At 30.1% G+C, this 21,688-nt stretch carries 19 protein-coding genes and 1 pseudogene; 14 read left to right on the plus strand and 6 right to left on the minus strand.

Annotation, left to right across the window (positions count from 1 at the left end):
• The 4 genes and pseudogenes from AACQ14_RS13770 to AACQ14_RS13785 all read right to left on the minus strand — a co-directional run.
• Positions 1–198, minus strand: a pseudogene (locus AACQ14_RS13770) (uroporphyrinogen decarboxylase family protein); the annotation flags it as partial.
• A 26-nt stretch (positions 199–224) separates the two neighbouring features.
• Positions 225–860, minus strand: a complete 636-nt coding sequence (locus AACQ14_RS13775) for a corrinoid protein (protein WP_339364154.1) — start codon at positions 858–860, stop codon at positions 225–227.
• A gap of 219 nt (positions 861–1,079) precedes the next feature.
• Complete coding sequence (locus tag AACQ14_RS13780) at positions 1,080–1,721, minus strand: cobalamin B12-binding domain-containing protein (RefSeq protein ID WP_339364155.1); 642 nt, start codon at positions 1,719–1,721, stop codon at positions 1,080–1,082.
• A 38-nt stretch (positions 1,722–1,759) separates the two neighbouring features.
• Positions 1,760–3,025, minus strand: a complete 1,266-nt coding sequence (locus AACQ14_RS13785; protein WP_339364156.1) for a PocR ligand-binding domain-containing protein — start codon at positions 3,023–3,025, stop codon at positions 1,760–1,762.
• 266 nt (positions 3,026–3,291) lie between these two features.
• On the opposite strand from AACQ14_RS13785, the gene glnA reads away from it, so the two are divergent.
• The 5 genes from glnA to AACQ14_RS13810 all read left to right on the plus strand — a co-directional run bounded on the left by glnA (position 3,292) and on the right by AACQ14_RS13810 (position 9,426).
• Positions 3,292–4,626, plus strand: coding sequence for a type I glutamate--ammonia ligase (gene glnA / locus AACQ14_RS13790; protein WP_339364157.1), 1,335 nt, complete (start codon positions 3,292–3,294; stop codon positions 4,624–4,626).
• A 36-nt stretch (positions 4,627–4,662) separates the two neighbouring features.
• The gene (locus AACQ14_RS13795) at positions 4,663–5,232 is read left to right on the plus strand and encodes an ANTAR domain-containing response regulator (RefSeq protein WP_339364158.1); all 570 of its coding nucleotides are present in this window, start codon (positions 4,663–4,665) and stop codon (positions 5,230–5,232) included.
• Positions 5,233–5,560: 328 nt separating this feature from the next.
• Positions 5,561–7,660, plus strand: coding sequence for a glutamine synthetase III family protein (locus tag AACQ14_RS13800; RefSeq protein WP_339364159.1), 2,100 nt, complete (start codon positions 5,561–5,563; stop codon positions 7,658–7,660).
• A 203-nt stretch (positions 7,661–7,863) separates the two neighbouring features.
• Complete coding sequence (locus AACQ14_RS13805) at positions 7,864–8,829, plus strand: PfkB family carbohydrate kinase (protein WP_339364160.1); 966 nt, start codon at positions 7,864–7,866, stop codon at positions 8,827–8,829.
• A 315-nt stretch (positions 8,830–9,144) separates the two neighbouring features.
• Complete coding sequence (locus AACQ14_RS13810) at positions 9,145–9,426, plus strand: DUF6514 family protein (protein WP_339364161.1); 282 nt, start codon at positions 9,145–9,147, stop codon at positions 9,424–9,426.
• 73 nt (positions 9,427–9,499) lie between these two features.
• On the opposite strand, the gene AACQ14_RS13815 is transcribed toward AACQ14_RS13810, so the two are convergent.
• Positions 9,500–10,294 carry a helix-turn-helix domain-containing protein gene (locus AACQ14_RS13815; protein ID WP_339364162.1) on the minus strand — a complete coding sequence of 265 codons (795 nt, stop codon included), beginning with the start codon at positions 10,292–10,294 and terminating at the stop codon, positions 9,500–9,502.
• Between the two features lie 152 nt (positions 10,295–10,446).
• Between AACQ14_RS13815 and AACQ14_RS13820 the strand changes: the two genes are divergently transcribed.
• From AACQ14_RS13820 to rbr, 5 genes are all read left to right on the plus strand, one after another.
• On the plus strand, positions 10,447–12,687 hold the full coding sequence (locus tag AACQ14_RS13820; protein WP_339364163.1) for a glycoside hydrolase family 3 C-terminal domain-containing protein: 2,241 nt from the start codon (positions 10,447–10,449) through the stop codon (positions 12,685–12,687).
• 170 nt (positions 12,688–12,857) lie between these two features.
• Entirely contained in the window at positions 12,858–13,862 is a 1,005-nt protein-coding gene (locus AACQ14_RS13825) for a lipoate--protein ligase (RefSeq protein WP_339364165.1), read from the plus strand.
• Between the two features lie 31 nt (positions 13,863–13,893).
• Positions 13,894–14,565 carry a YigZ family protein gene (locus AACQ14_RS13830; RefSeq protein ID WP_339364166.1) on the plus strand — a complete coding sequence of 224 codons (672 nt, stop codon included), beginning with the start codon at positions 13,894–13,896 and terminating at the stop codon, positions 14,563–14,565.
• Between the two features lie 313 nt (positions 14,566–14,878).
• A complete protein-coding gene (locus tag AACQ14_RS13835) occupies positions 14,879–15,262 on the plus strand; it encodes a desulfoferrodoxin (RefSeq protein WP_339364168.1) in 384 nt (127 codons plus the stop codon).
• Positions 15,263–15,294: 32 nt separating this feature from the next.
• On the plus strand, positions 15,295–15,879 hold the full coding sequence (gene rbr / locus AACQ14_RS13840) for a rubrerythrin (RefSeq protein ID WP_339364169.1): 585 nt from the start codon (positions 15,295–15,297) through the stop codon (positions 15,877–15,879).
• A 107-nt stretch (positions 15,880–15,986) separates the two neighbouring features.
• Here the strand turns inward: rbr and AACQ14_RS13845 are convergent, their stop codons facing one another.
• Positions 15,987–17,279, minus strand: a complete 1,293-nt coding sequence (locus AACQ14_RS13845) for an alkaline phosphatase family protein (RefSeq protein ID WP_339364170.1) — start codon at positions 17,277–17,279, stop codon at positions 15,987–15,989.
• Between the two features lie 590 nt (positions 17,280–17,869).
• Between AACQ14_RS13845 and AACQ14_RS13850 the strand changes: the two genes are divergently transcribed.
• The 4 genes from AACQ14_RS13850 to AACQ14_RS13865 all read left to right on the plus strand — a co-directional run bounded on the left by AACQ14_RS13850 (position 17,870) and on the right by AACQ14_RS13865 (position 21,675).
• Entirely contained in the window at positions 17,870–19,117 is a 1,248-nt protein-coding gene (locus AACQ14_RS13850; RefSeq protein WP_339364171.1) for an MFS transporter, read from the plus strand.
• A 160-nt stretch (positions 19,118–19,277) separates the two neighbouring features.
• The gene (locus tag AACQ14_RS13855; RefSeq protein WP_339364172.1) at positions 19,278–19,856 is read left to right on the plus strand and encodes a biotin transporter BioY; all 579 of its coding nucleotides are present in this window, start codon (positions 19,278–19,280) and stop codon (positions 19,854–19,856) included.
• 167 nt (positions 19,857–20,023) lie between these two features.
• Positions 20,024–20,848, plus strand: coding sequence for an aldo/keto reductase (locus tag AACQ14_RS13860; RefSeq protein ID WP_339364173.1), 825 nt, complete (start codon positions 20,024–20,026; stop codon positions 20,846–20,848).
• Positions 20,849–21,120: 272 nt separating this feature from the next.
• The gene (locus AACQ14_RS13865) at positions 21,121–21,675 is read left to right on the plus strand and encodes a polysaccharide deacetylase family protein (RefSeq protein WP_339364174.1); all 555 of its coding nucleotides are present in this window, start codon (positions 21,121–21,123) and stop codon (positions 21,673–21,675) included.
• The last annotated feature ends 13 nt before the right edge of the window (positions 21,676–21,688 follow it).

Raw genomic sequence — 21,688 nt, forward strand, 5'->3', positions numbered from 1 at the left:
CTCATAAATTATACCAACCAGATGGTATAATTTATGAGCTTCCATTAATGATTCATATAATTTATTACCGTCTTTTAATACTTCTTCTGCAGTATAACCTTTTATTGAACCTGCATGAACGCCAACAAACGGAACCCAAGGTATTTTATCTGTGGATTGATGTTCTAATATATTAAGTACACGCTCTTTTCCTGTCATATTAACACCCTAACCTCTCTTAAGTTTTAGTTTAATATTAGTTCTTTAGCAACTTCTGCAGCTGAAGCAGCATCTACTGTATAACGGTCAGCACCAATCTCTTGTGCAAAGTTATCAGTAACAGGTGCTCCACCAATCATAACTTTTACTTTGTCCCTTAATCCTTTTTCTTCTAATGCATCAATAACTGCTTTCATATTAGGCATTGTAGTAGTAAGTAGAGCAGACATAGCAATTATATCTGGATTATTTTCTTCTACAGCGGCAATATATTTCTCAGGAGAAACATCAACACCAAGGTCAATTACTTCAAGACCAGCACCAACCATCATCATTCTTACAAGATTCTTACCTATATCATGTAAGTCACCTTTAACAGTTCCGATAATAACTTTACCTACAGGTTCTACTCCTTGTTCTTCCAATAAAGGTTTGATAACATCAAGACCAGCATTCATAGCTCTTGCAGCTATTAATACTTCTGGTACAAATACTTCGTTTCTTTTGAATTTCTCTCCGATAACACCCATTCCGTCTAGTAGACCATTAAGGATATCAGATGGATCTAATCCTTCAGAAACAGCTTGCTCAGTTAATGCAACTACCTCTGGCATTTTACCTTTTTGTAGTTTTTCAGACATATTTTGTAGTAATTCGTTCATTTAGCAGCACTCCCTATAATTTATTTATAATAGTATGTAATTATTCTAGTATACAATTGACATTAATTATAGAAATATAATATTTAATTTTGTACTATTTTATCTTATAGTAAATTTATCACAAAAATAACTAAGAGCTGGAGGATAATACATTTTTATGGTTACGTCAAAAATGTATTATCCCACAGCTCCTTTGTTGGAACAACTCTATAAATGGTTCTATATATTGTTACGAACAATCTCTTTTGCAACTTCTGCCGCACTAGCTGCATCAGTAGAATATACGTCAGCACCAATTGTCCTAGCATAATTAGATGTTATTGGAGCTCCTCCGATAAATACTGTAAGATTATCTCTTAGACCTTCTTCTTCTAATAATTTGATCGTATTCTTCATAGTTATCATTGTAGTAGTAAGTAGAGCAGACATAGCTATAATGTCAGGATTATACTTCTTGACTGCATCTACAAATTCTTGTGGAGATATATCAACCCCTAGGTCTATAACCTCAAATCCCATACCAACCAACATCATTTTAACAAGATTCTTACCTATATCATGTAAATCACCTTGAACTGTACCAATCACTACTTTGCCCAGATAATTAGTGACATTAGGGTCAATCAAAGGACTTATTATATCAAGAGCGATATTAAATGCTCTTGAAGCAATAAGTACTTCAGGGACATATACTTCATTCTTCTTAAATTTCTTACCGATTATATCCATAGCGTCAATTAGTGTATTTAATATTTGTTTGTAGTCATAACCTTTTTCCAATGCAGAAATGGTCAATTTTCGGACTTTTATTGATTGTCCTTCCTGTACGTATTTAGAAATTTCATTTAGAGTATTATCCATATAATCACCTTTTTAATATTGTAAAATAATTTGTCTTACTAATTATACATTTTTCTGTATTTTCCTGGAGAGATGTTCTCATAATTTTTAAATACCTTTGTATAATAACTTTGATCGCTGAAGCCCATCATTACAGCAATATCGCTTATGCTGTATTTTAGGTCTAACAGATATTTTTTGCTTTCTTCAACTCGTACCATATTCAGATACTCAGAGAATTTCATATTGGTTTCTTTGCTGAAAAACCTACTAAAATATGTAGGACTCAGATTAACGTGTTTTGCAACTTCATCTAAGGATATATTTTTATTGTAATTAATATTGATATATTGCAAAGCTTTTTTAATTATATTTGTATTTTCAACGTTATCTTTATTTAACTTGAATGCAAGTTCTGTAAACTTCTCTAGAACTTTAACTATCCATACACATAGTTCTTCTACATTATGAATACTAAAAGCTGTTTTATAGAACTTAATATTTTGCTCAAATATTTCTTCGAAGTTGCCGCCACCTTCAACAGCAGCTCTAGACATAACAACAACTAACTCTATAATAAAAGAAATAACCTTATCATTATTACCACTATGCTTGAATAATATATAACCAAGTATCTCATTAAGAATGGCTTTTGCTCCTTCAAGGTCGCCTCTTCTTACTTTTCCGCTTAATTCTCTTTCAAGCTCAATTGGGTATAATTTACTAGTGAAATTATTTTCTTCTTTTATCTCTTGAATATTCTCATTTATAATTTTTTGTTCAAGATAAAAATCTTTCTTCTTTTTTAATTCATATTTTTGGTCTCCTACAATATCCTTTGTAATGATAGATAGTAGGTTAGCTAAATATCTTACTTTTTCAGGGGCTATTATAGGTATTATCTTATAATATGATTGTAATATCCCTCTTGCTGATATAGGAATGTTATATACCTTTATTAGGTTGTCTATAACATACGGGTCAGTAATATTCATTTGGATGGGTCCTGCAACTAGAGCACCACGAAAAACATTTCCAATAATAATTGCACATGTGATATGAACTAATCCACCAGGGCAGAAGAATATATAGGATTCTCCTAATGATTCTGATTGTTTACTGGCGTATAAATGAGCTCCGCAACAAGGTGATTTATCACCTGTCAGTTCCATGAATTTAGTACAATAGTTAAACATTTCCCCTTGTGAGAATACTGTATTGCCAGTATCATCTATAAGCATACAATTTACTTCGGTTATCTTGTAAAATAGTTCCATATTTTTTTTGATAATATCTAATTCGTCGTCTTGAAAAAAATCTAGCATAATTATCACCTAACGTCTATATTTGTGTTTAGAAATATATATATATATTATCATAGATTCATAATTATTAGTTGTATAATTTTTTCTTTTTTTGGATTATTTTGTTCAAAGAAATGATATATCTAATGTTTTTATAATCAACATGCTTTAATTTTTATTTGATGTATATAATGGAAAACTATTGCCAGAATAATATTTTTATAATATACTCTTAACTAATAAAGATTGCTGATAATATTAATACTATATGAAAAGGAGGCATTGTTATGTTAGGAGATGGCAGATATACAAAAGAAGATATAATTAAAATCACACGTGAAGAGGATATCAAATTCATAAGACTTCAATTTGTAGACATTCTAGGTACTCTTAAAAATGTAGCTATTACAGATGAACAACTTGAGAAAGCATTAAACAATCAGATATTGATTGATGGTTCATCAATAGAAGGATTTGTTAGAATGGAAGAATCTGATATGTATCTAAAACCAGATTTGGATACTTTTGAGATATTTCCTTGGAGACCTCATCAAGGTAAAGTAGGTAGAATGATATGTGATATATATAATCTTGACGGTACTCCTTTTCAAGGCGATCCTAGATATGTTCTCAAGAAAGTAATAAAAGAAGCTGCAGATATGGGGTACGATTTTAATGTGGGACCAGAATTTGAATTTTTCCTATTTCAAATAGATGAAAATGGTTATCCTACTACAACTACTCACGATAATGCAGGATATTTTGATCTAGGACCAATTGATTTAGGAGAAAATGTGAGACGAGACATAGTACTTACACTTGAAGAAATGGGATTTGATATTCAGACATCTCACCATGAAGTAGCTCCAGGTCAACATGAAATAGATTTCAAATATAGTGATGCATTAAGGTCGGCAGATAATATTGTGACTTTTAAGTTAGTAGTTAAAGTCATTGCAAGAAAACATGGACTACATGCCACATTTATGCCTAAGCCTATCTTTGGGATAAGTGGTTCAGGAATGCATTGCAACCTGCTTATGTATGATGAAGATGGCAGGAACATATTTTATGATGAAAAAGATGAACTCAATCTATCAAAAGAAGCATATTATTTTATTGGCGGATTATTGAAACATGCAAAAGCTTTAACTGCTGTAACTAATCCTACAGTAAACTCTTATAAAAGATTAGTATCCGGATTTGAAGCTCCTGTGAGAATTGGCTGGTCAACTATAAATGCCAGTCCACTTATTAGAGTTCCAAGAGGTAGAAATAAAAATTCTCTGATTGAGCTTAGAAGTCCAGACCCTTCCTGTAATCCTTATTTAGCAGTTGCAGCAATGTTGAAAGCAGGACTTGATGGTATAAAGAACAAGATAGAACCACCAAAAATGATGGAAAAGAAAGAACTTAGTATAGTACTTGATACACTTGATGTTGAATCAACAATTCCGAGTACTCTGAAAGAAGCCTTGATAGATTTATCAAAGGATGAAATTATAAAAGAAGCATTAGGTGATGTTTACGAGAGATACATGAAAGCAAAAAGTCTAGAATGGGATGAATATATATCAATAGTTCATTCATGGGAAGTTGAAAAATATATTTCAAGATATTAAGAAAATATTTCATAGCTGAGTAAAAGGATGTTTTGTATGGGTACTAGAATTATAGTAGGATCCTCTAACAAAAAAATATTGAAACAATTATCGCACTTCCTTAATGAAAATGGATATAATGTAGTAGGTGAAACAACAGATGGATATGATATCCTAAGGAGAATACATACTGTTTATCCGGATTTATGTATTATGGATTTCAACATGAAAGGATTAAACGGTCATGACGTAGGTGAAGTGCTGGTAGCAGACAACGTATGCCCAATCATTACCATAATTGGTTCATCTGAACTGCATTATTTTACTAACTTAAAACATGAACCCATATTTAGTTTGCTTGTCAAGCCTATCAATAAAGATTTATTAATAAATACTATTGATTTATTGGTTAAAACATCCAGGAGTATAACTAGGTTAAGAAAAGAAGTCAGTACTCTCAAAAAGAAACAGGAAGATAAGCAAATAATCAATCAAGCTAAACAATTATTAATAGAGTATAATGGTTTAACAGAAGAAGAAGCACATAGAAAAATCCAAAAACTCAGCATGAACAAAGGTATATCGAAAAAAATAGTAGCTATAGAGATTATTAACAAATATAAATAATAGTAAGAATATTATGAAAAATAAATTTTGATTAATTAGCACTTGCATTATCAACTATGATATGATATATTATATATAAATATAGCCGGGCAAAGGAGTCCGACTTTAACTAAACTTTTAGAACAATGGCGTTCTTAGGGAAGTTCCCTTAGTAACGCTTTTTTTATTAGAATTTTATATAAAAAGTATAGTTAAAGGCTCTAATTGCTTAATAAATAATGGTTTTTACAAGATATATTTATTAAAAGAATGTAATCTTGTGAACGTAAGAGAAAACCAATGAAAAATAAAAAATATAAAATTAGATTATGAATTAGGAGGACATAGTATGAGTATTAACGATTTATTCGGAACAAATGTATTTAGTGATGCAGTTATGAAAGAAAGACTTCCAAAAGAAACATATAAATCACTTAAAAGAACAATAGAGCTTGGAGAGCCACTAGAGAAGACAACAGCTGAAGTAATTGCAAACGCTATGAAAGATTGGGCTATTGAAAAAGGAGCAACTCATTACACACACTGGTTTCAGCCTATGACAGGAAAGACAGCAGAAAAGCATGACTCTTTTATATCATTGACTCCTGATGGAAGAGCAACTATGGAGTTTTCTGGTAAGGAATTGATTCAAGGAGAGCCTGATGCTTCATCTTTCCCTAATGGAGGACTTAGAGCTACATTTGAAGCTAGAGGATATACAGCTTGGGACCCAACGTCACCAGCTTTTCTAAAAGAAGATTCAGCAGGTGTAACATTATGTATACCAACTGCTTTCTATTCTTATACTGGCGAAGCTCTTGATAAAAAAACACCATTACTTCGTTCAATGGAGTCTATTTCCAAACAAGCAATGCGTGTATTAAAGTTATTTGGAGAAACAAGTTCTAAGAAAGTAATAACTACAGTAGGAGCAGAACAAGAGTATTTCTTAGTAGATAAAAAATATTATCAAGCCAGAAAAGATTTAATATTTACTGGAAGAACATTATTTGGTGCAATGCCTCCAAAAGGTCAAGAGTTGGATGACCATTATTTTGGAAGTATAAAAGAAAGAATTGCTAATTTTATGAGAGAATTAGATGTTGAACTATGGAAGCTAGGTGTATCTGCTAAGACAAAGCATAATGAAGTAGCTCCAGCTCAATTCGAAGTGGCACCAATATTCTCAACGACAAATATTGCAACAGACCATAACCAATTAATGATGGAAATCATTCAAAAAGTTGCAATGAGACATGATTTAGTATGTCTATTACATGAAAAACCATTTGCTGGAGTTAATGGCTCTGGTAAGCATAATAACTGGTCATTAGCTACTGATGACGGTATTAACTTATTGAATCCAGGAAAAACACCTGAAGAAAATGCAAGATTCTTACTTTTCCTATCAATAATTATTGCAGCAGTTGACGAATATGCTCCATTACTTAGATTATCAGCTGCTAACCCTGGTAATGATCACAGATTAGGAGCTAATGAAGCTCCACCTGCTATAATTTCAGTATTCTTAGGTGATAAATTATCTAGCATAATCAATCAAATTGAAGCTGGAGACCTTAATATAGAAAAACAAGTAGAATTACTTGAAGTAGGTGTTTCTACACTTCCAAAACTTCCAAAAGATTCTACTGATAGAAATAGAACATCACCATTCGCATTTACTGGTAATAGATTCGAATTCAGAATGTGTCCTTCATCAGCATCAATAGCCGGACCTAATATCGTTCTTAATACAATTGTTTCTGAATATCTTAGAAGAGTTGCAGATGAATTAGAGAAAGCAGATGATTTCAATGAATCTCTTAAAAAGGTTATCGTAAGATTAATAAAAGACCATAAGAGAATTATATTTGATGGTGACGGTTATTCTGATGAATGGATTCAAGAAGCAGCTAGAAGAGGACTTCCTAATCTATCATCAACAGTTGAAGCTTATACTTATTTTGATAAACCGGAAGCTATTGAATTATTTGAAAGACATGGTGTATTCACAAAAGGAGAAATAGTTTCTCGAAAAGAAATCGTATTTGAAGAATATGCAAAAATAATTAATATAGAGGGACTTACAATGTCTCAAATGGTTAAAAAACAAATTATTCCTGCATGTATTAATTACATGACTGGCGTTGCTGAATCTATTAGCAAGATTAAGGGAGTTTGTCCTTCGGTGGATGTATCTGTGCAAGAAGAACTTGTTAATAAGATTTCAAAACTGTTATTTGATGTTAGAGTCAAAGTTGCTGATCTCAATAAAGCAATTGAAGAAGCAAAAAGTATTAGTAATATTGAAAGTATGGCATTTGCTTATAGGGAAAAAGTATTCCCAGTTATGGGAGAGTTAAGAAAACCATGTGATGAACTTGAAAAAATAGTTTCAGAAGAAGCATGGCCATACCCAACATATGATGAACTATTGTTTAGAGTTTAGTTATATCATATATACTAAATTATGGTTATAATATACTCCTTAATGTAAATATATTATACTAGGTTAACCATGAAGAAAGCTGTTAAAGCATTCTTCATGGTTTTTCTAACATCTATTTGATTTTATTATTTGTCTATAATTAAAAGGTCTGTTATAATATTAAATAATCTATAAGATTAAACATATTGTTGAGGTGGAATAAAATGATTGTTACTATAGCACTTAATCCTTCAATTAACAAATTAGCTGTTATTGATGGGTTAGAAGTGGATGGTGAAAACAAAGTACAGGATTATCGTATAAGTCTTGGAGAGAGCCCGATATATACAGCGTATATAATAAAGTTACTTCAAGGGGAACCATATGTATTAGGATTTTTAGGTGGAATGGGCGGAAGGTACATTCATAATGTAATGCAGAAAAACAGAATAAAATCTGATTTTGTATTTAACATGGGTGAAAGTAAATCTATTTATAGAATTGTTGATTCAGTTAACGGAACACAAACTACATTATTGGATGACAATATGTTAGTAGATGAAAGAGACGAGAAAAACCTAAAGCATAAGCTTCAAAATAGAATAAAAGATGCTAAAATAATGGTTTTAGGCGGAGATATGCCAAGAGGTACAGATTTTAACCTGATTGAAGACATAAGTTCAGTAGCTAAGAAACATGATATTAAGGTCATTACTGCATTAGAAGGGCAAAATCTGCGTAAGTCGTTAAATCTTAATCCATACGCATTGAAGATTAGCGATAAGAATATTTCCGATTTAGTTAACGTAGATACACTAACATATGATAAGTACTATGTAATAAAAGAGCTGTACGATATACTCATATCAAATAAGATTCATTATATGTTATATGATTCTAATGAGGGGCTATATGTACTCTCAAAAAATAAAATATGCAAAGTTATACTTAGTGAAACTCCAGAAATATCTGACGGAATTGGTGCTAGTGATTCAATGGTTGGAGCCTTTGCTGTTTCTATAGAAAGAAAATATGAACAGGAAAAAATGGCTAAACTCATTATGGCAAGCAGTATCGCAGTAAAAAGTTCAAAATATCCTACTATATGTAATAGAAAGGATATAGATTATTATAATAATAAGGTAAAAATTGTTGAAATAATGAATAGGAAGAGGGGTTTTATAGAATAAAACATATTATATTAAATATGATAATAAAAATATCGCAGTAATATCATATATATGACGGTATTATACAGAGATGCTAAGATGTAATGAAATGATACGTCGAAAAGAGTGATTTTCTACATTGATTTGCGATATGTTTATATAGAATACCTACTTTAAGTAATATATAATGATGATAAGGCATGAAACTACAATATGTATTGTGATAGAAAAATATAGGTACTACATATTGTGGAAATATTAATGATATTTCTAGAAAGCTAGGGGATAGTTTGGACATGTCTATTAGATTTTATTACAGAAAGCGGGGATGTTATTATGAAAAAATACCTAGAAGGAACAAGACAAGTTATAACTGAGAATAATCTAATTATTAACCTAGAGTATTATTTAGTTGAATCTACATACTACGAAAAAGATGAAACGAAAGTTGCATATGGTGTTGAAATACTTAAGAGAGATAATTTTAATTATTTAGAATCCGATATTGTTTCTAAGGTAACTGACAGCAAAGAGAAAATTATAAACATAATTAATAAACTTATAGCTAATATAGTAACCCCTGTGGGTATGGTTTGTGCGGTTGATGAATTATTTTAATTTAATATAGAAGTGGCTGTCCGATAATACAACGTAAAATATATTATCTGGCAGCCACTTTTCTTTTTAGGGTTTAATCAATTTTTATGTGATCTTGCTTGAAGGTATTAGGAGTCATTCCACTAATCTGTTTGAATATTTTACTAAAATGACTCTGAGTTGTATAACCTAATCGGGCAGATATCTCAACTAATGATAGGTTGGTGAACAAAAGCAGGTGTTTAGCTTTTTTTATTCTATTCATATGAATATACTTGGTAAAACTAATTCCTACTTCTTTTTTAAAGGTTCTGGATAAATAACTGCTATTAGCATTAACATAATCAGCAACATCAGTTAATGTAAAGTTGGTACAAAGATTATCATTAATATATTTTATTACCTTTATTGTTAAGGGAGAGTAATTATTCTTATTGGAAGATAGACTATTCTTTATCTGAGTCATGAAATCAAGTATCATAATAGCATTAAGATTAAGTAAAGATTCTTCATCACATAGAGATTCTATTTTATTAATATACAGGTCACTAAGAAAATACGCATAATTTTCTTCCAAGCCTGTTTCAATAGCCATTCTAGTTATCAGTGCACAACTGCAAATCAAATTGTTCTTCAGAGATCTTATTGAGTTGTTTTGACATAAGACTGAAGGAGGATAATTACTATACTCATATCCAACATTTTCTATTTCGTCTATATTACCAGTAATAATTGCCTGGTACAGTCTTTTTTCCAATTCATAAGGGTAATGGGAATAGTTGATAGAATCATTTTTTGATTCTTGGTATAAGTATTCCTCTTTCTTGGACATATCAGTTATTTTGAGTGAGTGAAAAATCTGACTAAAATCCATATTACCTATAAACACAAAATCCCTCCCAAAAGTAAAATATACGAAAAAAATAGTAAATAAAATGATATACATTAAATATATAAATCTTTACAATATAATCAATACCATTAAAACAATTATATCAGATTGAAAGGTAAATAAGTAGATAAAATTAAGGAGGAGATAGTATGCAAGAAAATATTAATAAGCTTCTGTCAGAGTTGACATTAGAAGAAAAAGCTTCTTTATGTTCAGGCAAGGATTTTTGGACTACTGAGCCAATTGAAAGGTTAGATATCCCTTCAATCATGGTTACTGATGGACCTCATGGATTAAGAAAACAAGCAGGTGAATCAGACCATCTTGGAGTTAATACCTCAGTACCATCAACTTGTTTTCCTTCTGGTGTAGGGTTAGCATCATCATGGGATAGAGATTTAGTAGAAAAAGTTGGTGTAGCATTAGGTGAAGAAGCACAATCAGAAAATGTATCAGTTCTATTAGGTCCAGCATTAAATATTAAGCGTTCACCTCTATGTGGTAGGAATTTTGAGTATTTTTCAGAAGACCCCTATTTATCAACTCAAATAGCTAAACATCATATATTAGGTGTTCAAAGTCAAGGAGTAGGAACATCTATAAAACATTTTGCAGCAAACAATCAAGAATACAAAAGAATGAGCGTTGATACTTTAGTTGATGAAAGAACTTTAAGAGAAATATATCTTGCGAGTTTTGAAGCTGCCATCAAAGAAGCAAAACCATGGACGGTCATGTGTGCCTATAATAAATTAAACGGAACTTATTGTGCTGACAACTACAAACTTCTGACTGAAGTTCTTAGAGATGACTGGGGTTATAAAGGTTTGGTAATCTCAGATTGGGGAGCAGAAGATGATAGAGTAGAGGGAATCAAAGCAGGTATGGATATAGAAATGCCGGGTAATGGAGGATTCAATGATAAAAAAATTGTTCAAGCAGTCAAAAATGGTACTCTAGATGAAAAAGCTCTAGATAAAGTTGTAAGAAGAATATTGGAACTAGTTTTTAAAGGAATAAAGAATGCAAGGGATATGAATTATGATAAAAAAGAACATGATTCATTAGCTAGGAAAGTAGCATCAGAATGTATGGTACTTCTTAAAAATAATGATAAAGTACTTCCATTGAGTAAAGATAAAGAAGTTGCTGTAGTTGGTGAATTAGCAAATAATCCAAGATATCAAGGTGGCGGAAGTTCACATATAAATCCTACATTTTTACACAATGCATTAGAAGAAATGGAAAAGCTGGGTACAGTAAGTTTTGCTAAAGGATATGATGTTAATGTTGATGAACCTAGCAAAGAATTAGAAAATGAAGCAATAAGCTTAGCAAAAGAAAATGAAGCAGTTGTAGTATTTGTAGGACTTCCTGATAGATATGAATCAGAAGGATACGATAGAAGACATATGCAAATGCCTGAAAACCAAGTTCATCTAATTGAAGAACTAAGTAAAGCTAATGAGAATATAGTAGTAGTATTGTCTAATGGTTCTCCTATAGAAATGCCTTGGATAAATAGTGTAAAAGCAGTATTAGAAGGATATCTAGGAGGGCAGGCAGGGGGAGGAGCTGTCGCTGATATTTTGTATGGCAAGATTAATCCATCAGGTAAATTAGCTGAAACATTTCCAATTAGGTTAAATCATAATCCATCATCATTGAATTATCCAGGAAAAGAAAACAAAGTTTGCTATAACGAAGGATTGTTTGTAGGATACAGATATTATGATGCCAAAGATATGGATACTCTATTTCCATTTGGACATGGGCTAAGTTATACTACTTTTGAATATACTGATATTGAAGTAAATAAGAATGAAATACAAGATTCAGAAAATGTGGAAGTTACTATAAAAGTTAAAAATACTGGGGATGTAGCAGGAAAAGAAGTTATTCAATTATATGTAAGAGATATTGAATCATCAGTTATAAGACCAGTAAAAGAGTTAAAGGAATTTGCTAAGGTAGAATTAGTACCAGGTGAAGAAAAGAAAGTGAAATTTATATTGAATAAACGTTCTTTTGCTTATTATAACGTAGATATTAAAGACTGGCATGTGGAAACAGGTGAATTTCAAATATTAGTAGGTTCTTCAGTAGTCAATTTACCTCTGAAAACAAATATTAAAGTTAATTCAACTAGAAAAATTAAACAAATATTTGATAGAAGCTCAACATTTGTAGATATAGCAGAGCATCCTGTAGGGGCAATGATAGTAAAACAAATTACTGAGAATATGAAACAAATGTTTAATGATACAGATATATTTAATGAAAGTGCAATAGAGGAGATGGCGGCAACTAATACTCTAAAATCACTTATAACATTTGGTGCCATGAACGAAGAAGAATTACAGAATCTAATTAATCAATTAAATGCTTAGTATTGATATAAAATGCAGGTCGGTCGTTAGGATCGGCTTGTTTTTTTGTTTGAAATAATAATCAATAACAAGTATAATCATATTATATAATTGCAAGATTTCTAGTTAGAAGAATCTCATTTAAATACATATACAAATATAATAAATATTTATTCTTACAGGAGGTATTTATGAAACAAGCAAAAATTATAATAAGTTCAAGCTTAGACCCATGGAAGAATCTATCTATTGAAGAATATTTGGTTAAGAATCTTGACGAAGATCAATGTGTTTTATATTTATGGAAAAATGACAAGACTGTAGTTATAGGTAAAAATCAAAATCCATGGAGAGAATGTAATATATCACTATTAGAAGACGAAGGAGTCAAATTATCAAGAAGGATAACTGGCGGAGGAGCTGTTTATCACGGACTAGGAAATCTTAATTTCTCATTTGTAATGAATAAGTCTGATTATGACTTGGAAAGACAACTAAAAGTAATATTGAATATGTGTGGAAAGTTAGGTATCCATGGTAAGCTTACTGGTCGTAATGATTTAACTGTAGATGATAAGAAATTCTCTGGTAATGCATTTTATCACGGCAAGAGGGTTTCGTTGCATCATGGTACTCTACTTATTAATGAAAACATGAGTAATCTAGCAAGATATCTAAATGTTTCTAAAGAAAAAATAAGTTCAAAGGGTGTAAAATCAGTTAAGTCAAGAGTTACTAACTTAGCAAGTTTCTATGAAGGTCTAAGTACTGAGATTGTTAGTGATATGTGTATTAAAAGTTTTGCTGATGAATATGTACATGGAAGTGATGGCATAATTATTGAGAAAGATCCTGAGTGGTTTAATAATGAAGATATTAATAAATTATATGAAAAAAATGCTTCATGGGATTGGAGATATGGGAAAGCAGCCAAATTCCAAGTGCTATTGGAAACCAGATTTAATTGGGGAGAAATACAGATTCATATTAATACTAAAAATGCTATAATAGATGAAGTGGCCATATATTCAGACTGTCTAGATCAAGATTTTATTGGAGTGTTACCTGATATGTTTATACAAGAGAAATACAATTCATTAAACATAGCAGAGAAGTTAAAAAATAATAAGTTATCCCAAGGAAGACAAAAAATGTTGGAAGATATTGCTGATTGGATAGAAAACAAGAAGTTTTAGTAATAAATAAGAAGTATAAGGATGATATCGTATGGTAGAAAAATATTTGACTATATATGAAGATAATGAAGCTGAATTAGTAGAGAAAAAATCTCGGTTCATAGCTACAATAAAACATGTAGAAACAGAGGAAGAAATAAAAGATTTTTTAGAGGGGATACGTAAAAAATATTGGAATGCAACTCATAATGTATTTGCTTACACTATAGGACTTAAACAGCCTTTAGAACGATGTAGCGATGATGGGGAGCCAAGTGGTACTGCTGGTATGCCTATTTTAGAAGTAATAAGAGGTAGCAAATTACATAATGTAATAGTTGTTGTGACTAGATATTTCGGAGGAACGTTACTTGGTACAGGTGGGCTTGTAAGAGCTTATGGCGGCTGTGCTAAACTGGGGATAGAATCATCCAATGTTGAAGAGAATATATTATATTATTTAATGGATGTTAAAGTAGATTATACTTTATCAGGTAAAGTACAATATGAAATATTACAGAATAATTATATCATCTATGATACTCAGTATGTGGATCAAGTTTGTTACTCAGTATTAGTGGAATATAACAAGAAGGAATCATTTGTGAATAAAATGGTTGATATAACTAGTGGAGCAGCTGTTATTGATGATAAAGGAATACATTACGGAACAGGTACTAATGATAAAATGAGATTAACAAAAATAGGAATGATAGGAAAATAAATAGCATTAAAAAATGCAAATATTAATATATAAATAAATCCAGTGTTTAAAAGGATTATTTATCAAGATATTGAATATATTTAGTAAGGTGTAATATTGTTAACTTTACTTTTACCTTTAGTTTATTAGAGTAAGGTATAAGAATACCTTTAGTTTATTAGAGTAAGGTATAAGAATCTTTATAGAGTAAAAAAATAGAAATAAGATATGTTTTTAATTCTATTAATTTTTTAGTAGTAACTAGTTAATAATAATACACATTATATATTAAAGTACTATAATATTAATTTACCAAAAGGAGTGAAAATTAAAAATGACAAAAAAATTAGAAATGTATAAGTGCTTAAATTGTGGAAATATTGTTGAGATCTTTGTAGGAAATGGAGCACCAATAGTATGTTGTGGTGAAAGAATGCAATTATTAAAAGAGCAGACAGCTGACACTTCTAAAGAGAAACATGTCCCATTTATTGAAGAGATAGAGAATGGTTATAAAGTTAGAATTGGAGAAAATCAAGCTCATCCTATGACTGAAGAACACCATATAATGTGGATAGAATTAGTTGCAGACTCACATATATATAGAAAAGAACTAACCCCAGATGATGAACCAGAAGCTACATTTATAGTGGAAAAAACAGAGAATGTCTTTGCAAGAGAATATTGTAATATTCATGGACTATGGAGAAAAAACTAAATATAAGTAATGTTAAATATGGAGGAATCATAATGAAATCATTAAAAGGAACAAAAACAGCAGAAAATTTGTTAAAAGCTTTCGCTGGAGAATCACAAGCAAGAAATAGATATACTTTCTATGCATCAATTGCTAAAAAAGAAGGTTATGTTCAAATATCTAATATTTTCTATGAAACAGCAGATAATGAAAAAGAACATGCAAAGAGATTTTTCAAATTTCTGAAACAAGATTATAAACATGAGGCAATAGAAATAACTGCAGGCTTTCCTATTACTCTAGGAGACACGAAAGATAATCTTTTAGCTGCTGCAAATGGAGAAAATGAAGAATGGTCTGATTTATACCCAGCTTTTGCAGAAGTTGCAAGAGAAGAAGGATTTGAGCATATAGCAGTTGTATTTGAAAAGATTGGTTCTGTTGAGAAACATCATGAAGAGAGATATAGAAAATTATTAAGCAATATAGAAAATGGTAGTGTATTCAAAAAAGAGCAAAAAACTTTATGGAAATGCGGTAATTGTGGTTATATCCATGAAGGAGATACTGCTCCGGAGGTATGTCCAGCATGTGCACATCCACAATCATATTTTGAACTTTTATGTGATAATTTTTAATATGAATATATAGTTTTGGTAATAATTGGGGCTTGCCAATGTATCTTATTGATATCTTAATTGATATTTAACTAAAATGTATTAGGATAAGCCCCTTCTCAATTAGGCTATGAATATTTTAAAATAGAAGTTAAGGACTTTCCATCTAAATTTTTCATTTCCAAATTTAATATTTTAGCTATGGTTGGTGCTATATCAACTAGTGTAGCGTGTGGCAAATAAATATTTTTAATGGTATTACCTTTTGCAAAAAAAAGTGTTCTCATATTAGGATGAGTAGGTAAAAATCCATGATCAGCTATATGTGGCCTTGTTAATCTGGTTCTAGGAATTATCAATTGATTACAGATGTGATTATTAAAAACGTATCCATCCTTAGCTTCTAGAACAAACTGAAAACTATTATCTAGCTGGAATAATCTATTTGTTTCTTCGCTAGTATATACGTTTTTAATTCCACTTTCTGGATTGGATTGTAATTCTAATAATTGAGCATAAACCTTTTTGTATAATTGTTTATCTTCTTTAGGTTTAATACATATCTGTGCAGAACCACCACATGCGTTACAGAATGCTTTCCAAGTTATAATTCTATTTTTATCATCTGTTATTATTAGTTTTTTTTCTTTAAAAAAAGAATTTATACATATATAATTCTTATAATTATTCATACCATGATCACCTAATATTATGAAGTCGGTTTGATTATATATACTAGCTTTTTTAGTGGAGTTAATAAGTCGTTCTATACGAGAATCCATATTATTTAATATACTTTGTATTTTAGTTGATCTAGTACCAACTCTATGAATAGTGTAATCCAGCTGGGTAAAATGAATGAATAATAAATTTGGTTGTTTTTTTAAGATTAGATAGTTAGAAACATAATCAGCTATATTATCTAAGGTGGGTTGAACTAAACAACTTAATTTTACATTCTTTAATGCAGGAATAATAAGATTTTTACTACTGTTTTTTATATAATTACTTATAAAACAACCAGGTTCTATAGGCCATAATTCAGGCATGTTATATGTTATAGAAGCACCAGCCATTACTGGCCATAATATAGAAGCACATGTATATTCCTGTTTCATCGCATAGTTAAAAATAGTTGGAACTTTTATGGATTTTTCATACCAATACCATTCAGGATTTTTATATCTTTCTGGCTGACATTTTTTATTAGATACAATACCATGTTTATTAGGATATGTACCAGTTATTATGGAAGTGTGACAAGGATATGTTAAGCTGGGATATATACTATACATATTTCTGACATAAGAACCTTCAGAGATGAATGATTTAAAAGTGGGTAAGTCTTTTATATAATTAAAATCGAGAGCATTTAATGCATCGATACTAATGACTATAATGTACTTATTATATTTATTCATTGTGTTACTCCTATTTTGGTATTATATTATACAACTATGCTCATTTTTGTAAATTTGTGTTAATTATATAGGTTATAAATAGTATATCCATATTAGTAATGTTTATAGATAATATAAATAATTCTTGACAATGGATATATATCATTATATAATTTTATGAGAAATCTGTTTCAGGAAGGAAGGTTGTTTTATGATAGTTAAATTACATATCACATCTGATAAAACAGTAAATACCCAATTACAATCTAAGAAATATAAAACAACCTGTGTTAGTAATAAATAATAGTTAAATACTATTAGCGAATCTTATATAATTATAGTTACTTGTCACAGGTATATATAACTGTGGCTATTATTATACCTTTATAAGAAAGGTATAATTACGTGTATGTAATATTGATTTGTCAATTAGTACATCTATAATATTACGACTATAATTATGCATAACTTGTATAAATATATAGCCATGGAACGTAAGTTACGTTAACATGGCTTTTTATATTGTAGAAAAGGTTGGTTTCAAACATATGATCTTCATCTGAATTATTCAATTACAAAAAACTAATACAGACAAAAGGAGAACTAGAATTATGCAGAGGTTAATAAAATTATTAGAACCATATCGAGGATTAAAAAGAGAAATATATATTATTTTTATTGCAAAAACTGTAAATGCAATGGGTGCTTTTGTTTTTCCATTTCTAACATTACTGTTAAATGATAAAATAGGTTTATCGGAAGGTGAAACAGGAACTTTCATAGCGATAAGCGGGTTGTTATTTATACCATCAAGTTTAATTGGTGGAAAACTATCAGATGTTATAGGTAGAAAGAAACTTATAGTTGTTTTTGAGACATTAGGTATACTATGCTATGGTTCTTGTTGCTTTATACAACCTACTATGTTAATGGCTTATTTGCTATTATTGTCTGGAGTATTATTTGGTATAGCTGGACCAGCTCATGATGCAATGACTGCTGATTTAACTACTCCTGAAGAGAGAGAAGGGGCATATTCACTTAATTATTTAGGGTTTAATTTTGGTTATGCAATAGCAATGCTTTTTGCTGGAACTTTATTTGAATATCATCTTAAATTATTTTTTCTATTAGATGTTGTAACTGGTTTAATTGGAATTACACTTATAGGATTATTTGTTAGTGAGACTCTAAATAACAGTTGTGAAGAGATATCTCAAGAACGTGAACTAGAAAAGAAAGAAGAAGGCTCCATACTAGATGTGTTATTCTCTAGACCAATACTTATTGCATTTGCATTAGCTCTTTTTGGTTATAGATTCGTGTATTCTCAATGGTCCTTTATGTTGCCATTACATGCAAAAGATAATTTTCCAACTGATGGAGCAGCTTTGTATGGTGCTTTAGGAAGTTTTAATGCAGTTATTGTTGTTGTATTAACACCTGTACTGACTTCATTATTTAGTAAAAAAACAAATGTAAAAAGAGTATTTTATGCAGGCATATTATTTACAATAGGATTTGGTATGTTAGGATTTATTTCAACAAAAGTAGCATTCTTCACTTCGGTATTTATATTTACTGTTGGAGAAATACTTGAAGCTATAAGTGTAATGCCGTTTATTATGAACCATACTCCTGCTAGTCATAGAGGAAGGATGAGTTCAGTTTTACCTATTATCATGGGAGCAGGTTTTAGTGTAGGACCACTAATAATGGGACATGTCCTTGAAGCAACGAGTTTTTCTATTGCTTGGAAGATATGTGCTTTGATTGTAGGTGTATCGACATTGTGGATGATTAGAATCAATAAGAATGAGAGTAAAAGTAGAGTAGATGAAGAAGAAGCTGTTTGCTAATTAATTATAGAAATATTAAATAAATAAAAAATGCAAAGGGTGATTAATATATTCTTTGCATTTTTTGTTGAGATATTGTTAACCTCTACATTTTTATAGTTGACAATAGGAGTTAACAAATGTATAATACAATTAATCAAATTAACGAGGAGATAAAATTATGAAATTACAACTTAGAGAAATGATTATGATTGGTATTTTTGCAGCGTTAATGGTAGTTGGAGCTAAGTTAAGTATACCTACACCTTTTGGTGTGCCTTTAACATTCCAACTGTTTTTCAGTATTTATGCAGGTCTTTTATTAGGTGCAAAAGCAGGGTTTTTATCTCAATTAATATACATACTCTTAGGTCTTGTAGGACTTCCAGTATTTACTATGGGAGGGGGAATAGCTTATATTTTCAATCCTACTTTTGGATATATTATAGGATTTGCTGTAGCTCCATTGATTGTAGGTATCTTATTGAATAACAAAAAAGAAATTTATTTTCTTAAAGTTTTAGGTGTATCTATTGTTGGATTTACCGCTATTTATATCATTGGTAATATGTATCTTTATTTTATAAAAGATTTATATCTTAATAAACCAGCTTCTCTAGTCGGTATATTTAAATCAATGTTACCTTTTATGATAAAAGATTTTATACTAGTTATTATAGCTGCTTATTCTTCAACCATTATAATTCCTATCTTAAGAAAATCTGGAGTTATGAATGGAGTCTGTAAAAACAATATTTAAATCGTTAATTTCAAGATTAATGGATAATAGTATATTTAAATTAAGGAATACAGTGAGGATAAATGATAAAAGCTAGTGATAGCTTTTATTTTTATATTAATATATGGTAGCTATTATTGATAACATATAGTACAATATATTTAACATAAATTAGGAGGTTATATATGATGAAAAAGTTAATTTTAAATAATGGTGTGGAAATTCCACAGTTAGGATTTGGCACATTTCGTGCCAAAGATGAAGAAGCTTACCAAAATGTAAAATATGCTCTTGAAAATGGCTATCGTCATATTGATACTGCAGCAGCTTATGGTAATGAAGAAAGTGTTGGAAGAGCTATCAAAGATAGTGGAATAGATAGAAGCGAGATTTTTGTTACAACAAAACTTTGGAATGATGATCAAGGTTATGAAGAAACTAAAGCGGCTTTTACAGATTCTTTAGATAAATTACAACTTGATTATGTTGATTTATATCTTATACATTGGCCAAAAGGCTATGATAAAGCTCGTGCTTCATGGCTTGCTATGGAAGAGTTATATGAAGAAGGTAAGATTCGTGCTATAGGTGTTTCTAATTTCAATATTCATCATTTGGATGATTTAATAAAAACAGCTAGAATTATACCATCAGTAAACCAAGTTGAATGTCATATAGGTTTACAAAATCGAGTTCTTCAAGATTACTGCAAGAAATTTGGTATTTATCTAGAAGCTTATGCACCTTTAATGAGTAGTAATATTGGCGAATTATTAAATAATGAAAAAATGATTAATATTGCTAAGAAATATAATAAGACCGTTCCTCAAATAGCTATTAAATTCTTACTTGAGAGAAATATAATCCCATTACCAAAATCTTCAACACCAGAGCGTATTGTGGCTAATAAAGATGTATATGATTTTTCACTTAATAAGGAAGATATGGATACTATAGCTACATTGAACAATGGAAGGAAAATATTCCCAGAACCAGATAATATTAATTTTTAAATATCATTGTATATGAGTAAATTTAAAATTTGATAATTAAAGTTGTATTGAGAAAATAATAATATGACCTATAGATAACATTTTATTATAAAACTGGTTATCTATAGGTTTTATTTGTACGCTATAGGAAAGTCTTACTATTAACACGAGTAGTTAATTTTCTTCTGTTGATTATTTTGATATTGTAATATAACAAATCACTTTTATTAATTTTTTGTGAAAGACTAGAATAGAATATAATAAAGATTTTATAAGAAGTGTGATGGAGATTTATGAATAGAACACGTCTTAATACAAAACTGTTAATAAAGGTTATTGGTGTATTGCTAATTATATTAGCAGTAATGATGCTTAGTAATATGTTAATTGAAAAAACAATTGCTACATTGTCCGTAAGTAAAAAACAATTGCCTATCTATTGTGTTGATACAGAAGAAAAGAAGGTTGCAATAAGTTTTGATGCTGCATGGGGAAATGATGATACTGATGATTTATTAGAGATACTAAAAGAATATAACATTAAAACGACATTTTTCTTAGTTGGTATGTGGGTGGAGAAATATCCAGATGATGTTAAAAGGATATTAGATGCTGGTCATGATATTGGAAATCATTCAAATACTCATCCTCATATGACTCAATTATCAAAAGAAGGTATCAAAGACGAACTTATGAAAGCCCATGAAAAGGTTAAGAATTTGACAGGATATGAAATGGAATTGTTTAGACCACCTTTTGGAGATTATGATGATAAGTTGGTGGAGACAGCTAGAGAGTGTGCGTATTATACTATTCAATGGGATGTTGAATCTCTAGTTATAAAATGACAAACTCTACAAG

This window comes from Vallitalea maricola (assembly GCF_036985595.1).
GTDB classification, from domain to species: domain Bacteria; phylum Bacillota; class Clostridia; order Lachnospirales; family Vallitaleaceae; genus Vallitalea; species Vallitalea maricola.

Coding starts and splice junctions, on each gene's coding strand:
- AACQ14_RS13775 (WP_339364154.1), bottom strand. CDS start 860: ATGAACGAATTACTACAAAATATGTCTGAAAAACTACAAAAAGGTAAA.
- AACQ14_RS13820 (WP_339364163.1), top strand. CDS start 10,447: ATGCAAGAAAATATTAATAAGCTTCTGTCAGAGTTGACATTAGAAGAA.
- AACQ14_RS13810 (WP_339364161.1), top strand. CDS start 9,145: ATGAAAAAATACCTAGAAGGAACAAGACAAGTTATAACTGAGAATAAT.
- AACQ14_RS13780 (WP_339364155.1), bottom strand. CDS start 1,721: ATGGATAATACTCTAAATGAAATTTCTAAATACGTACAGGAAGGACAA.
- AACQ14_RS13845 (WP_339364170.1), bottom strand. CDS start 17,279: ATGAATAAATATAATAAGTACATTATAGTCATTAGTATCGATGCATTA.
- AACQ14_RS13805 (WP_339364160.1), top strand. CDS start 7,864: ATGATTGTTACTATAGCACTTAATCCTTCAATTAACAAATTAGCTGTT.
- AACQ14_RS13785 (WP_339364156.1), bottom strand. CDS start 3,025: ATGCTAGATTTTTTTCAAGACGACGAATTAGATATTATCAAAAAAAAT.
- glnA (WP_339364157.1), top strand. CDS start 3,292: ATGTTAGGAGATGGCAGATATACAAAAGAAGATATAATTAAAATCACA.
- AACQ14_RS13795 (WP_339364158.1), top strand. CDS start 4,663: ATGGGTACTAGAATTATAGTAGGATCCTCTAACAAAAAAATATTGAAA.
- AACQ14_RS13835 (WP_339364168.1), top strand. CDS start 14,879: ATGACAAAAAAATTAGAAATGTATAAGTGCTTAAATTGTGGAAATATT.
- AACQ14_RS13800 (WP_339364159.1), top strand. CDS start 5,561: ATGAGTATTAACGATTTATTCGGAACAAATGTATTTAGTGATGCAGTT.
- AACQ14_RS13855 (WP_339364172.1), top strand. CDS start 19,278: ATGAAATTACAACTTAGAGAAATGATTATGATTGGTATTTTTGCAGCG.
- AACQ14_RS13865 (WP_339364174.1), top strand. CDS start 21,121: ATGAATAGAACACGTCTTAATACAAAACTGTTAATAAAGGTTATTGGT.
- AACQ14_RS13850 (WP_339364171.1), top strand. CDS start 17,870: ATGCAGAGGTTAATAAAATTATTAGAACCATATCGAGGATTAAAAAGA.
- AACQ14_RS13860 (WP_339364173.1), top strand. CDS start 20,024: ATGAAAAAGTTAATTTTAAATAATGGTGTGGAAATTCCACAGTTAGGA.
- AACQ14_RS13825 (WP_339364165.1), top strand. CDS start 12,858: ATGAAACAAGCAAAAATTATAATAAGTTCAAGCTTAGACCCATGGAAG.
- AACQ14_RS13830 (WP_339364166.1), top strand. CDS start 13,894: ATGGTAGAAAAATATTTGACTATATATGAAGATAATGAAGCTGAATTA.
- rbr (WP_339364169.1), top strand. CDS start 15,295: ATGAAATCATTAAAAGGAACAAAAACAGCAGAAAATTTGTTAAAAGCT.